This is a genomic window from Limnohabitans sp. 2KL-3, from assembly GCF_001269405.1.
Taxonomy (GTDB): domain Bacteria; phylum Pseudomonadota; class Gammaproteobacteria; order Burkholderiales; family Burkholderiaceae_C; genus Limnohabitans_A.
The window spans coordinates 22575-36802 of record NZ_CXON01000015.1 but is presented as its reverse complement, the minus strand read 5'-3'; the positions used below and the strand labels follow the sequence as shown (position 1 = coordinate 36802).

The following is a 14228-nucleotide window of genomic DNA, read 5'->3' as shown; positions in this document are numbered from 1 at the left end:
ATCAAACACCCAGGTACTCGTTCAACATGCCCATCTTGGAGGACAGCTCATGTGCGCTGAAGCTCTCCACCATCTGGCCATGCTCCATCACGTAGAAGCGGTCGGCCAGGGGGGCGGCAAATCGGAAGTTCTGCTCGACCATGATGATGGTGAAGCCCTTGGCCTTGAGGGCCGTGATCATGCGGGCCAGCGCTTGCACAATGACCGGGGCCAGGCCTTCAGAAATTTCATCCAGCAACAAAAAGCGAGCGCCGGTGCGCAGAATGCGGCCCACCGCCAGCATTTGCTGCTCGCCACCGGACAGGCGTGTGCCCGGGCTGTTGCGCCGCTCCAGCAGGTTGGGGAACATGTCGTAAATTTCTTCGACCGACATGCCGTTGGGGGCAATCACGGGCGGCAGCAGCAGGTTTTCTTCGCAGGTCAGGGCCGAGAAAATGCCGCGCTCTTCGGGGCAATAACCAATGCCCAGTTTGGCAATCTGGTGCGGAGCCCAGTTCACGGTTTCCTGGCCCTTGATGGTGATGGAGCCGGTGCGCCGCCCCACCAGACCCAGAATCGATTTGACCGTGGTGGTGCGACCCGCACCGTTGCGGCCCAGCAAGGTCACCACTTCGCCTTCATTCACCGTGAGGTCCACCCCATGCAGGATGTGCGACTCACCGTACCAGGCTTGCAAGTTGCTAATGCGCAGCATTTCTTTGGGCTCAGCCATGGGCACCCTCCAGCTGGTTGTCGGTGGTGCCCATATAGGCTTCTAGCACTTGCGGGTTTTGTGACACCACGGCGTAAGGTCCTTCTGCAATCACTTGTCCACGTTGCAAGACACTGATGGTGTCCGCAATTTTGGACACCACATTCATGTTGTGCTCCACCATCAAAATGGTGCGGTTGGCCCCGACTTTTTTGATCAGCTGCGTGACGCGGTCCACATCTTCGTGGCCCATGCCCTGGGTGGGCTCGTCGAGCAACATCAGCTCGGGATCCATGGCCAAAGTGGTGGCAATTTCCAGGGCTCGCTTGCGGCCATAAGGCAACTCAACGGCCGTTAAGTCAGCCATATTGCCCAGATCCACCTCGTCCAGCAGTGCCATGGCTTTGTCATTGAGCTGGTTCAGGCTGCGCTCGGAGCGCCAAAAATGCAGCGATGTCCCGGTGGCGCGTTGCAAGCCGATGCGCACGTTCTCCATGACGGTCAAGTTGGGGAAAGTGGCCGAAATCTGAAAGGACCGCACAATGCCACGCCGTGCCACTTGTGAGGGTTTTTCGGAGGTGATGTCATGGCCATTGAACACAATCTGTCCCTTGGTGGGAATCAGAAACTTGGTCAGCAGGTTGAACACCGTGGTTTTGCCCGCGCCATTGGGGCCAATCAGCGCATGGATTTGCCCGCGCTTGACCCGCAGATCCACACCGTTGACAGCAACAAAACCCTTGAACTCCTTGATGAGCCCCCGGGTTTCGAGAATGATTTCGTCAGCCATTGAGTTTTGTACCTGGACAACAAAGAACAAAGAACACGCGAATTCTGTGTCGAGGAAAAAATAGCAGGTACATGGTTATCCCGAAGTTCTGTCTCTTGCGCGACGAATGTTTCAAGATGGACCATCAAAAGTCAGATTTTTGTAGGTTTATGGATGCATGCGGAGAGTGGGGCGCAGAAGCTTGTGCGGGGGCGGGCATTCTGTCGTTTCAACTCATCACCATGCCGCCATCGACATGGATGCTTTGACCCGTCATGCCACTCGATTCGGACGAGCCCAAATACACCGCCAAACCTGCGATTTCGGTCGGGTTCAGGATGCGCCCCAAAGGCACACGGGTCAGTGCGGCCTTGACCAGTTCTTCACCGGTCATGCCCGAGCTGTGTGCCACCTGTGCCTTGAGTTCTTCAACCATGTCGGTCTGGATAAAGCCGGGGCAAATCGCGTTCACGGTCACATTGTGCGGGCTGGCCTCCAAGGCCACACAACGCGTCAGGCCCACCACCGCGTGTTTGCTCACGTTGTAGGCGCTTTGGTTGCGAGACCCCCATTTGCCCGCTGTTGAGGCCATGTTGACAATGCGTCCGTGTCGGCGTGCCTGCATGCCCGGCAGCACCGCCTGCATGAAATGCAGCACACCAAACAGGTTCACATCCAGCATGTCCTGAAAGTCCTGCGCGGCATAGTCCAAAAAGGACTTGCCCCGGTACACGCCCGCGTTGTTGACCAGCACATCCACGCGGCCAAAGCGTTGTTCAACCTGTGCCACTGCGGCAAAACACGCATCGCGGTCGGTCACGTCCAGTCCGATGGTCATGATCCGCTCGGTTGGCAAATCCAACCCATCCTTGACTGCACTGAGACGGGCCACATCGGTGGCGATCAGGCACAAGCTGGCCCCCTCGGCGGCATAGGCTTGTGCAATGGCCAGGCCAATGCCGCGACTGGCACCGGTGATGATGGCGACTTGCTGGTCCAGGCGGTTGGCCATGTTCGATCCTTGAGGTGATTCAAATGAGTGCAGCGCTCTTGCGAGGGCCCTTCGGTCCACCGGGGGTGCTGTCGTCGTGCGGCTTGGACACCGCTTTGCGCAGCACTTGCCCATAGCCCTCGGCCAGCTCCATGCGAGGCCCAAAGCCTTGTTCGATCAGCATGCGGTGGGCCGCAGGCAATTTCCAGCAGGGCGTGAACACAAACAGGTGGTGCTCCAGGTGGTAGTTGACCCAGTAAGGGGCCAGCACCATGCGCATGCCCCAGTGGGTGAGCGTGGTGCGGGTGTTGCGCAGGCGGTCGTTGTTGTCGCCCACCACCGCATGCTCGGCAATGTTGCGGATGCGGCTGATCACCTGGTACCAGGTCAGCAAAGGCAAGAGCCACAGCGCAAAGTAAGCCCACCACACCCCGGCTGCGGCGCAGACGGCGAAGATGGCGAGGTTGCTCAAGGCAAAGTATTTTTCTGCGGCGAACAGGTTTTTCAGGCGCTGCAAACGGCTGGGGTCTTGGCCCATCTCCATGCGGAAAAACTCCAAGCGCCGCTGGACACCGGTGATGCCCAGAATGTCGCGCCGCATCTTGCGCCAAAAGCTTTTTGCGGTGATTGGAAAAGGCGCCGACAAGATCAGGTCGGGGTCGTCCTTTTGCTGTGTGTGGCGGTGGTGGCTCAGGTGGTAAGGCCGGTACAGCGTGAGGCTCGCGCCCACCGGCCAGCCGCACAAAAAGGCGCCCAGCGTGTCATTGAGCCGGGTGTTTTTGAACAAGGCCCGGTGTGCCGCATCGTGCATCAAGATCGCCAAGCCCAGCTGCCTGCCACCAATGATGATCACAGCGGCGATGAAGCTCAAAGGGTTGGGCCAAGCGATGAAAAACGCCATGGCCAGCGCAATGACACCCCAGGCATGCAGCACCAGATAGGCACCCATCCAGTCCGAGCGTTCGCGCAAGTCAGCGTCTTGCTCGGGGCTGAGGGTGGGTTGAGCGGCTGTGGCCATGTTCTGAAATGAAAAAAGCAAAGGAACCATCTTGAGATGAAACCTTTGCCCTATCAGTCACTGAAGTGACCGGTTGCGATGCGATCAGCGTTGGCCGTCGTGGACTGAAACTTTGTCCTTGGTCAGTCCGCCCAAGCGAGAGTGCACACGGGGCCCCGTGCCCATGACCAATGCAAACAAGATTTCATTGGGCCGAGGCGCATCTTGAATGCCCACTTCCATGCTGTTGAAATGGCTGCGCACATAACTGGCGTGGATGTAATGCACCGGCACCATGAGGCGATAACCAGTGTGCGCCACCGCCTTGCTGGCGGGCACCATGGCTTTGGGCTCGCCCAGCACCGTGCGCATGGCCCAGCCGCCCGCTTCATGCCATACAGCGCCGTGTTCCATTTCGCCGTTGACGCCCACAATGGCCGCTTTGCTGTAGACCTCAATGTTGTCTTTGCCCAAGGTGTCCACCAGCTCTTGCGCCAGCACGGTGCCCAAAGACCGCAGCTCCGCCATGAAGGGCATCAGGTCAGGCTCGTAGCGCCCGGCATACGGGTTTTGGATCACTGCACAAGCCGCCGCCAATTTCAGCGGGGTGTCCGTGACCGGGCCGCCTTCGTGGTACGTGGTTTCGATCGTCAGGCTGCGTTTGCGAATTTCAATCAGTGACATCGGTCATCCTTTGTTGGTTTCAATCATTGTTTGGGAATTTTGGCGTCGTTGACGACCTGTATCCACTTTTGGGTTTGTCCTGCCACCAAGCTGCGCATCTCCTCGGGGGTGCTGCCACGCACTTCGCCACCCATGTCTTCCAGGCGCGATTTGACCGCAGGGACCACGATCGCTTTTTGCAGTTCTGCATTCAGGCGATCGATCACGGCACGCGGTGTGCTCGCAGGCGCCATCAAGCCAGCCCAAGACTGCACGTCGTACCCGGTCACGCCCTGTTCAGTGACCGTGGGCACATCGGGCAGACCTTGCCACCTTTGGGGCCCCGTGGTGGCAATCGCCCGCAGTTTGCCGCCTTTGATGTTGGCCATCACCGCGGTGGGTGGGGCAATGATCATGGGGATTTCGCCACTGAGCAATGCCGTCAGCGAAGCCGAGTCACCCCTGAAAGGGACATGCAGCAACTGTGTTTTGGACATGCTGGCCAAGAGCTCACCGGCCAGGTGATGGGTCGAGCCAATGCCCGCTGTGCCGTAGCTGATTTCTGTCGGGTTGGCTTTGGCGGCGGCCAGCAAAGCCGTCAAATTGGCATACTTGCTGTTCGCAGGCACCACCACAAGAAATGGGAAATACGTGATGGTGCTGACCATCTCGAAGTCTTGCACCGTGCGGTAGGCCAAGTTGTTGTACAACGCGCCAGCAACCGCATGACCGCCCGTGGCCAAGAGCAGGGTGTAACCATCGGGTCTGGCCTTCGACACTGTGGTGGCTGCAATGGTGCCCCCGGCACCGGCTTGCGCCTCGACCACCATGGACTGGCCCAAGCCTTTGCTCATTTCTTGGCTCACGGACCGTGCAATGGCGTCCGCATTGCCGCCGGGTGCAAAACCCTGAAGAATTTTGATGGGACGTTCTGGATAGGTTTGGGCCAGAACGGTCATGGGCAAGGCCAAAGACCCTGCACTCAGAGCGATGAGTAAATGTCGACGAAGCATGGTTGTCTCCTCAAGGATGAATAAAGCATGCAGCGCCTTCTGCGGACGCTTGCCTGCACGAACTTCACGGTTGCATCACCAGCTTGCCGCTGACCCTGCCTTGATCGAGCAAGACGTGGGTTTGGCGGACTTCGCTGAGTTTGAAAATCTGGTGTTCAGGCGGCCGAACAAGCCCTTGCGCCATCAGCTCGATGGCTTCTTGCATCAGTGCGCGACGCGCCAAAGGGTCCTCGTCAAAGGTGTGCATCGAAAAGCACCGCACGGCCAAGCTCTTGCCCAAGAATTTGCGAAGCACCTGAAACACGTCGTCTGTGGGCATGCCTTGAACAATGTTGTAAGACACCACCGTGCCGAGTGACGCCAGGCTGTGCAAGCCATCGATCAGGCTTTGCCCGCCCAGATGGTCGAACACCAGATCCACACCACGGCCTTGCGTGAGCGTTTGAATTTGGGTCTTCAGGTCGTCTTGTTCCGTGCACACCACATGGTCAAAACCATGGTCCCGTGCGTATTGGCTTTTGTCGGCAGTCCGACTGGTTCCAATGGTGGCAAATCCTCGGTGCTTGGCGACCTGGCACAGCATGCCCGCTACACCGCCCGATGCCCCTGTGATCAGCACATGTGGCTGTGGGCGATGGCTGGTCCCGGCCACGCGCATGAGTGCCAAGGCCAGTTGCAAGTTGGGCAGGCTGACCGCGTCTTCAAAGGCCACTGTCGGGTGCAAGGGGTAAGGCGCGTCTTGCGGCACCACAATGGCCTCGGCATAGCAGCCACCGCGCTGGGCCAGTTCGCGCGCACTCACGAGCACACGGTCACCCAGTTGCCACTGTGTCACGCCTTCGCCGATGGCGTCGACCACGCCGGCCAGCTCCGCGCCAGGAACGGCAGGCAGTGGCGGCATCCATTTGTAGGTGCCTTGGCGGATCAACACATCCGGGCGGCCCACCCCAATGGCATGGGCTTTCACGCGCACCTGTCCAGGGCCAGGCAGCGGATCGGGCAGATCCACCAGCAGCAAACTGTCCGGCCCGCCGGGCACCTGGACTTGGATGGCTTTCATGCTCAGGCCTGGGCCGCGATCGGGTTGACCAAGGTGCCGATGCCCTCGATCTCGACCTCGCACACATCGCCCGGCTTCATGAACCAGGCGGGCTTGCGGCTCCAGCCCACACCCGCAGGCGTGCCGGTGGCGATCACGTCGCCGGGCACCAGCGTGAAGATGGTCGAGGCGTAGCTGATGAGCTTGGCGATCGAGAAAATCATGTGGCCGGTGTGGCTCGACTGCACCACTTCGCCGTTCAGGCGCGTGATCAGCTTGAGTTCCTGGTTGGGTGCGATTTCGTCGGCCGTGACCATCCAAGGGCCAAAGCCGCCGGTGGATTCAAAGTTTTTGCCCGAAGCGATTTGTTTGGCGTGGAATTGCCACTCGCGGATGCTGCCATCGTTGTAGCAAGAGTAGCCCGCCACATGGTCAAAGGCGTTGGCCTCGGCAATGTTGCGGCCTTCTTTGCCGATGATCACAGCCAACTCGCCTTCCCAGTCGAGTGAGCCCGACACCTTGGGGCAGATGATGGGTTGGCCGTGTGCCACTTGCGAGCGCCACACCCGCAAAAAGATGGGTGGCTCTTCGGACAATTCGCGGTGCATGCCCGCGGCCAGCACTTCCTGGTGGTGGTCCATGTAGTTGCGCACGGCGCAGACGATTTTTTCGGGCTTGGGGATCACCGGCAAGAAGGTGATGTCGGCCAGTTTTACATCGGCGGTTTTGTTGGCCACATCCTGCTTGGCGTTCAGGTAAGCGCCCGAGGCGATGTAGTCCGTCAGCGTGGCGTATTGCGGCAGCGCTTTGCCCAGGTCAACGATGGCGTCTGCGCTCACGAGCGCGCCCCACGTTTCACGGCCTTGGTGGATGAAGGAAAGCAATTTCATAAGAAGTCCTTGGTGGAATGGTGATTCAGTGGGCCTTGGCAAATTTCGCTTGCCACTGGGCGATGGGCATGAAGCTCGGGTCTTGTCTGCAGATGGCTTCGGTCTCGCGCAAGATGGTCTCGTCGTCTTGGCTCAAGTCGAGTGGGTCGCCGTGTGGCTGCGAAATGTAAAACGGCATGTCGATGTAGATCTCGACCGTGTTGCCCTCTGGGTCTGCAAAATAAACCGACAAGGCATTGCCATGGTTCAAGGGCAGCACTTTGCTGGCACCCAATGCGGTGGCTTTTTCCTTCAAGTCCCGCAGCGATTGGATAGACGGAACCGCAAACGACAACTGCATCACGGTGCTGAAGGTGGCCTCGGCAGGACGTCCGCCAGCGATCACCAACTGGTGGTGCTGGTCCGGGCTGGCGCTCAAAAAAACCAGTGGCGCTTTGAAGGTTTTGCCCACGCCCCGATCGGTCTCGACCAATCCGAAGACAGATTTGTAAAAGTGCACCATCTTCTCGACATCGGTGACATAAATGCCGAAATGGGAAGGGGTGGGTTGAGTGACATTGAGCATGTTTGTCTCCTGCTGGGATGATGAAATGGCTCAGAGGCCTTGTTTTTGTTGCAATGCAAAGGCCGCCATCACATTGGCCTGCGTGCTGCGGATGTGCTCAGACAGCATGGCGCTGGCCGTTTCGCTGTCACGCCGAAGCACGGCTTTCATCAAGGCGCGGTGTTCTTCGTCCTTCTTTTTCGAGACTGTTCGGTTGCGTGCGGCAAAGTGCCGATAACGCTCGGCCTGGTCAAACAGGCTCATGCTCCACAGCAGTTGGCGCTCAGAGGGGCAGGCCGCAATCAGGGTCATGTGAAAGTCCCGGTGACGTTGGCTCCACTCGGCGTCCAGCACCACGGGGCCTTGCGGCAGACGGGATTCGATTTTTTCGAGCCGATGAAACGTGGCCACGATTTGTGCCTCCCAGGCATCGTCGCCAGCGGCGATGGACTCTTGCAGGGCCGGGATGTCCAGCATCAAGCGCATCTTGGTGATGTCGGTCAAATCGGAGGGCGAGATGGGGGTGACCCGAAAACCTCGGCGCTCGTCTGCTTTGACCAGGCCTTCTTGCACCAGCCGGTTCAGGGCTTCGCGCAGGGGGCTGCTCGAGAAGCCGTACATCTGTTGCAAGGCATCGACCTTGAGCTTGCTTTCAGGCGCATGGCGACCCGACAAGACATCGCCGCGCAAGACTTGGAAGGCCTGCTCTGACAAGGTGGAGTTGGTAGCTGGATTCTGCATGATTTACAAATTGTGCATAAAAAAGAAATTGTGCGCATTCGAGAAAACCCTGAGGACCCGGTGACGGGGTCAGGGTTTTCTTCGAAGAGGAGGGGGTGCGCGGCTTGCGCGAAAAGCGCGAAGCGACTTATTTGCCGATGCAAAAACTCGAAAAAATCACGCCCAACAAATCGTCGGCGCTGAACTCGCCGGTGATCTCGTTGAGCGCGTTTTGGCCCAGGCGAAGTTCTTCGGCCAGCAGATCCAGGTTTTGGGCCTGTGCGGCCAGATGGGCGTCGGCCATGTCCAGATGCTCGCGCACCCGGTGCAGCGCCTGCACATGGCGCTCACGGGCAATGAACAGGCCTTCGCTGGCTTGTTGCCAGCCGGCTTGGTGCAGCAGTTGCAGTCGCAGGGCTTGCAGGCCCTCTCCAGTGCGTGCCGAAAGCGTCAAACCCGGACGATCTCCCGCCAAAAGGGCCGCATCGGCCTTGTTCCACACGTCAAGCACCGCCACGCTGGCGGGCAGGCGACTTTTCAGTCGGGTGGCAATGTCGGCATCGGCGGTGTCGTAATCGGCTTGGCCCACGCGGGTCAGGTCGTGCAAAAACAGCACCGCATCAGCGGCTTCAATCTGACCCCAGGCGCGGGCAATGCCAATTTGCTCCACCTCGTCCACCCCCTCGCCCTCACGCAGACCGGCGGTGTCGATCACATGCAGCGGCACGCCTTCGATCTGGATGGTTTGCTGCACCACGTCGCGCGTGGTGCCTGCAATGGGCGTGACGATGGCCAGCTCTGCCCCGGCCAACGCATTGAGCAGCGAACTCTTGCCCGCATTGGGCTGGCCCGCGATCACCACCTTGATGCCTTCGCGCAGCAAAGCGCCTTGACGGGCTTTGCCCAACACAGTTTGCAGCGCGGCTTGCAGGCGCGTCAGTTGCCCCTGTGCATCGGCTTTTTGCAAAAAATCAATCTCTTCTTCGGGGAAGTCCAGCGTGGCTTCAACCAGCATGCGCAGGTGAATCAGCGCATCGCGCAGCGCATGGATTTCCTTGGAAAAATCGCCCGCCAAAGATCGGCTGGCACTGCGTGCAGCGGCCTCTGTGCTGGCGTCGATCAGGTCGGCAATGGCCTCGGCTTGCGCCAAGTCGATCTTGTCGTTCAAAAAAGCCCGTTCAGAAAACTCGCCCGGCTGCGCCACGCGCAAACCCGCCAGACGTGGATGGCCTGAAGTCGGGTCCAATTCGGTGGCCGCTTGCAGGCAACGCGCCACCAGCAGCTGCAAAACCACCGGCCCGCCGTGCGCTTGCAACTCCAGCACATCCTCGCCTGTGAACGAGTGTGGGGCCACAAAGTGCAGCGCCAAGCCGTGGTCAATCGGGCTGCCATCGGCATCGGCAAACGGCAAATACGTGGCCTCTCGTGGCTTAAGGGAGCGGCCGCACAAGGCTTGAATCAGTGAGGCCAAATTGCGGCCCGACACCCGCACGATGCCCACTGCGCCGCGACCCGGTGCGGTGGCGATGGCAACGATGGGTTCCTGGTGTCTGGCGAGCATGGTCAGTGGTCCATCACAAAAAGGGGTTGGGTGAAAAGCGGCCACAGGTCAAGGCCAAAAAAAGGCCGCTTTCGCGGCCTTTTGAGTCGACAGGTTTTACTTGAACTTGGGCAAGTTGAACTGTGGCGGCACGCCCATGCGGGTGTTGATCATCCACTGCTGGGCAATCGACAAGATGTTGTTCGTGATCCAGTACAGCACCAGGCCGGCGGGGAAGAAGAAGAACATCACCGAGAACACCAGGGGCATGATCCACATCAGCTTGGCTTGCATCGGGTCGGGTGGCGCGGGGTTCAAGGCCGTTTGCAGCAAAGTGGTCAAAGTCATGACCAAAGGCAAGATGAAATAGGGATCGGGTGCCGACAAGTCGTGGATCCAGAGAACCCAAGGCGCGTTGCGCATTTCGACGCTGGACAAAAGCACCCAGTACAAAGCGATGAACACCGGGATCTGAATCATGATCGGGAAGCAGCCACCCATGGGGTTGACCTTTTCTTCGCGGTAGATCTTCATCATCTCTTGCTGCATTTTTTGCGGATCGTTTTTCAGGCGTTCGCGCATTTCCATGATCTTGGGGTTGATGGCTTTCATCTTGGCCATGCTCGAATAGGCCTTGGCATTGAGCCAGTAGAACGCAATCTTGAGCAAAAGCACCAGCGCCACAATCGCCCAGCCCCAGTTTTGAATGAAGCTGAACAGCTTGTCGAGCAACCAATACAAAGGCTTGGACAGCATGGCCAGCCAGCCGTAGTCTTTGACCAAGTCCAGGCCAGGGGCCAAGGCCTCGAGCACTTTTTCTTCTTGTGGGCCGCTGAACAGCTGGGCACTCAGCGTTTTGGACTGGCCTGGGGCCAGATCGGCCAAAGGCGTGATCATGCCCACCGCATACAAATTGGTGTCCACCTTGCGCACAAAGTTTTCGCGCTGAATACCATCCGCCAGCAGCCAAGCTGTTGCAAAGTAGTGCTGCACCATGGCCACATAGCCATTGGGCGATGTCTTGTCGATTTCAGCCTTGTTCTTTTCAATGTCGCTGAACTCGACCTTTTGGTACTTCTTGGCCTCGGTGTAAACAGCAGGGCCGGTAAAGGTGGAATAGAACGAAGACTCGCCAGCGGGTTTGTTGCCATCACGCACCAACTGCAAGTACAGCTGTGGCGACACTGTGCTGGTGCCCGTGTTGATCACCTCGTGTTTGACGCCAATGGCGTAACTGCCACGGTTGAGGGTGTAGGTTTTGACCAGTTTCACGCCATTCAAAGCTTCCGATTCGAAGCGCAATGTCAATTGGTCTTGGCCGTCTTTCAGGCTTTTTTCACCACTGAAGCGCATCAGCGTTTTGTGGGTGGGGAAGTTGCCACCAATCAAGCCGGTCTGGGCGTTGTAAACGCGTGTGCCACTTTGGTCCAGAAAGACAAAAGGCTTGGTCGTGTCCACAAAATCATTGTGCTTGTTGAACTCGCTGCGCACCAAGTTACCGCCTTCGGTGTCAAAGCTGAGCTTGAGCACGTCGGTGCTGACCTCGATTTTTTCACTGTTGACCGGCGATGACGCACCTGCACTCACAGGCACTTGACCTGGCGATGCCACGCTCGTGGTGGCCGCCGGGACACCCTGCACAGCCGCAGCTGCGGCCGGAGCCGATGCTGCCGAAGCAGGCGCTGAAACAGCAGGCACAGGCTTGGGGAAGAAAGTGGCAGGGCGGCCGTTGTAGACCTGCCATTGATCCCAAAGCAGAACCATGGAGAAACCAAAAATCACCCAGAGGATGGTGCGGCGGATATCGTTCATGAAGGCTTCTTTGACGAAGTAGGGGAAAACAAAGCCGTGAACAGGCGGGGGGCCTGTTCTGGAATGGGGTCGTGACCGCCTTGGCACCAAGGTTGGCAACGCATCAGTCGGTGCACCGTCATGTAAGTGCCTGCTGCAGCGCCATGCTTCCCCAGGGCTTGCAGGGCATACGCCGAGCAAGTGGGCTCAAACCGGCAAGACGAACCCAGCCAAGGACTCAGCAACAAGCGGTAGCCACGCACCAACAACATCAACAAACGCTGCATCATGGCTGGCCTTTGGGGGTGATGGCACGCTCGAACAACTGCAAAAGCTCTTGGCGCACCGCCAACTTCAGCGGTTCGGAGCTGGCGCTGATGAACTGTTTGCGGTCAAAACCCGTGCGCAAGCGAACCACATGGGCAGCCAAGGGCAAACGATCACCAAAGTGTTCGCTGACGTTGTAAATTTGGCGCTTGATGGCATTGCGCGTGACCGCGCGGCGAGCCCAGCGTTTGGGCACCATGGCACCCAGCCAGACATCGGCCAAGTCAAAAAGGGCCTGCTCCGGTGAAGGTGCAGGCCCGACTTGATCGGCTTGAGCCAAAGAGGTGTCTGTCAAGGCAGCCAAGTTCAAGCGATGCAACGCAAAATGCGCCGTGCGCGAGACTGTGCCGCCAGCCAGGGTGGCCTGAAATTGTGGGCGTGTTTTTAGACGCTGCACGGTGGCCTGGCCCCAGCTTCAACCGCCTGCAGCAACAACGGGTTACTGCCAGACGGTTGTGCGGACATTAGACAGCCAGACGCTTGCGGCCCTTGGCGCGGCGTGCGTTGATCACGGCACGGCCACCACGGGTTTTCATGCGAACCAGAAAACCGTGTGTACGGGCGCGACGTGTCTTGGATGGTTGGTAGGTGCGTTTCATAACTCTTCCTTTGTGCCCAATGCCATGAATCAGCGTTGGGCGAAACCCAAGATTATCGCAAACTTTCACAAGCTAGGCAAATCGCGGTGAATTTTGACCCAAGTGTTGTGAGGGTGGATCAAATGGGCCGATGTGGTTTATGATCGCCCTCCCGGTTCGTTTCGGCATGTGGATAAGCTCTTGATAAGCCTTCATATCCCATCGCCCCAGATCCCTACTGTCCACAAAAAAACAAGATCAACATGTCCGAGGGAACCCCCCCAGAATTTCAGTCCGATGTCGGGCAAGCGCTGTGGCAAACCTGCTGTGACGAGCTGTCACGCGAGATGCCCGAGCAGCAGTTCAACACCTGGATCAAACCCCTGACTGCACAGGTCTCCGACGACCAACAAAAGGTGACTTTGTTCGTCGCCAACCGCTTCAAACTCGACTGGGTCCGCGCCCAATATGCGGGCCGTTTGTCGGCCACACTCGAAAGTCTTCAGGGTCACCCTGTTCAAATTGAGTTAGTGATTACTCCTCGTGAAGGCGGCATCAGGCCAGCGCGTGCATCCACGCCTTCTTCCATGGAAGTGCGGCCAGAACCCACACCAGCTGTAGAAGAGCCGGTCACCAACACCTTCCGCAGTCGACTCAACACCGCCTTGACCTTTGACAACCTGGTCGAGGGCACCGCCAACCGCATGGCCAGGGCCGCCGCCATGCACGTTTCGGGCTCACCCGGGCAGCTTTACAACCCCTTGTTCATCTACGGCGGTGTGGGTTTGGGCAAGACCCACTTGATGCACGCCATCGGCAACAAACTGCTGGCCGAGCGCCCCGAAGCGAAAGTTTTGTACATCCACGCTGAACAGTTTGTGTCGGATGTGGTTAAAGCCTATCAGCGCAAGACTTTTGACGAGTTCAAGTACCACTACCACTCGCTCGATTTGCTGCTGATCGACGATGTGCAATTCTTTGCCAACAAAGACCGCACGCAAGAAGAATTCTTCAACGCCTTTGAAGCCCTACTGGCCAAAAAGTCGCACATTGTGATGACCAGCGACACCTACCCCAAGGGCCTGGCCGACATCCATGAGCGTCTGGTCTCGCGCTTTGATTCAGGTCTGACGGTGGCCATGGAGCCGCCCGAGTTGGAGATGCGGGTGGCCATTTTGATCAACAAAGCCATCAGCGAAGGCAGCGAAATGCCCGAAGAGGTGGCGTTTTTTGTGGCCAAAAACGTGCGCTCGAACGTGCGTGAGCTCGAAGGCGCCTTGCGCAAAATCCTCGCTTATTCGCGTTTTAACCAAAAAGAAATCTCCATTCAGCTGGCCCGCGACGCCCTGCGCGACCTGCTCTCCATTCAAAACCGCCAGATCAGCGTCGAGAACATCCAGAAAACGGTGGCCGATTACTACAAGATCAAGGTTGCCGACATGTACAGCAAAAAGCGCCCGGCCAGCATTGCCCGCCCGCGCCAGATTGCCATGTACCTGGCCAAAGAAATGACCCAAAAGAGCCTGCCCGAAATTGGTGAGCTGTTTGGCGGACGCGACCACACCACGGTGCTGCATGCGGTGCGCAAAATCAGCGCCGAACGCTTGCAAATGACCGAGCTGAACCAGCAACTGCACGTTCTGGAACAGACGCTCAAAGGCTGAATGCCGCTCCA

16 protein-coding genes are annotated in these 14228 nt (G+C 58.4%); 1 reads left to right on the top strand and 15 read right to left on the bottom strand.

The features are described from left to right. Window position 1: 1 nt before the first annotated feature. From AMM41_RS16065 to rpmH, 15 genes are all read right to left on the bottom strand, one after another. Complete coding sequence (locus AMM41_RS16065; RefSeq protein ID WP_089961288.1) at window positions 2-712, bottom strand: ABC transporter ATP-binding protein; 711 nt, start codon at window positions 710-712, stop codon at window positions 2-4. Next, window positions 705-1481, bottom strand: coding sequence for an ABC transporter ATP-binding protein (locus tag AMM41_RS16060; protein WP_089961285.1), 777 nt, complete (start codon window positions 1479-1481; stop codon window positions 705-707). Before AMM41_RS16060 ends, AMM41_RS16065 begins: the two co-directional genes overlap by 8 nt. 208 nt (window positions 1482-1689) lie before the next feature. Beyond that, window positions 1690-2472, bottom strand: coding sequence for an SDR family NAD(P)-dependent oxidoreductase (locus AMM41_RS16055; protein ID WP_194944826.1), 783 nt, complete (start codon window positions 2470-2472; stop codon window positions 1690-1692). A 19-nt stretch (window positions 2473-2491) separates the two neighbouring features. After that, window positions 2492-3469, bottom strand: a complete 978-nt coding sequence (locus tag AMM41_RS16050) for a fatty acid desaturase family protein (protein WP_089961485.1) — start codon at window positions 3467-3469, stop codon at window positions 2492-2494. Between the two features lie 84 nt (window positions 3470-3553). Continuing rightward, entirely contained in the window at window positions 3554-4132 is a 579-nt protein-coding gene (locus AMM41_RS16045; RefSeq protein ID WP_089961279.1) for an amino acid synthesis family protein, read from the bottom strand. Window positions 4133-4155: 23 nt separating this feature from the next. Then, on the bottom strand, window positions 4156-5124 hold the full coding sequence (locus AMM41_RS16040; RefSeq protein WP_089961276.1) for a Bug family tripartite tricarboxylate transporter substrate binding protein: 969 nt from the start codon (window positions 5122-5124) through the stop codon (window positions 4156-4158). Window positions 5125-5188: 64 nt separating this feature from the next. After that, complete coding sequence (locus tag AMM41_RS16035; protein ID WP_089961273.1) at window positions 5189-6184, bottom strand: zinc-dependent alcohol dehydrogenase family protein; 996 nt, start codon at window positions 6182-6184, stop codon at window positions 5189-5191. Window positions 6185-6186: 2 nt separating this feature from the next. After that, window positions 6187-7053 (bottom strand): fumarylacetoacetate hydrolase family protein, encoded by an 867-nt coding sequence (locus AMM41_RS16030; protein ID WP_089961270.1) that lies wholly within the window; start codon window positions 7051-7053, stop codon window positions 6187-6189. 25 nt (window positions 7054-7078) lie between these two features. Further along, window positions 7079-7618 (bottom strand): VOC family protein, encoded by a 540-nt coding sequence (locus tag AMM41_RS16025; RefSeq protein ID WP_089961267.1) that lies wholly within the window; start codon window positions 7616-7618, stop codon window positions 7079-7081. A 30-nt stretch (window positions 7619-7648) separates the two neighbouring features. Beyond that, on the bottom strand, window positions 7649-8338 hold the full coding sequence (locus tag AMM41_RS16020; protein WP_089961263.1) for an FCD domain-containing protein: 690 nt from the start codon (window positions 8336-8338) through the stop codon (window positions 7649-7651). A 127-nt stretch (window positions 8339-8465) separates the two neighbouring features. Beyond that, the gene (mnmE, locus tag AMM41_RS16015; protein ID WP_089961260.1) at window positions 8466-9878 is read right to left on the bottom strand and encodes a tRNA uridine-5-carboxymethylaminomethyl(34) synthesis GTPase MnmE; all 1413 of its coding nucleotides are present in this window, start codon (window positions 9876-9878) and stop codon (window positions 8466-8468) included. Between the two features lie 96 nt (window positions 9879-9974). Continuing rightward, window positions 9975-11669, bottom strand: a complete 1695-nt coding sequence (yidC, locus tag AMM41_RS16010; protein WP_089961257.1) for a membrane protein insertase YidC — start codon at window positions 11667-11669, stop codon at window positions 9975-9977. Further along, complete coding sequence (gene yidD / locus AMM41_RS16005) at window positions 11666-11938, bottom strand: membrane protein insertion efficiency factor YidD (protein WP_089961254.1); 273 nt, start codon at window positions 11936-11938, stop codon at window positions 11666-11668. The genes yidC and yidD overlap by 4 nt, the downstream gene beginning before the upstream one ends. Beyond that, on the bottom strand, window positions 11935-12372 hold the full coding sequence (locus tag AMM41_RS16000) for a ribonuclease P protein component (protein WP_089961251.1): 438 nt from the start codon (window positions 12370-12372) through the stop codon (window positions 11935-11937). Before AMM41_RS16000 ends, yidD begins: the two co-directional genes overlap by 4 nt. 67 nt (window positions 12373-12439) lie before the next feature. Next, the gene (gene rpmH, locus AMM41_RS15995) at window positions 12440-12574 is read right to left on the bottom strand and encodes a 50S ribosomal protein L34 (RefSeq protein WP_005798102.1); all 135 of its coding nucleotides are present in this window, start codon (window positions 12572-12574) and stop codon (window positions 12440-12442) included. Window positions 12575-12816: 242 nt separating this feature from the next. Here rpmH and dnaA point away from each other — a divergent pair, with 242 nt between their 5' ends. Beyond that, a complete protein-coding gene (gene dnaA / locus AMM41_RS15990; RefSeq protein WP_089961248.1) occupies window positions 12817-14217 on the top strand; it encodes a chromosomal replication initiator protein DnaA in 1401 nt (466 codons plus the stop codon). The last annotated feature ends 11 nt before the right edge of the window (window positions 14218-14228 follow it).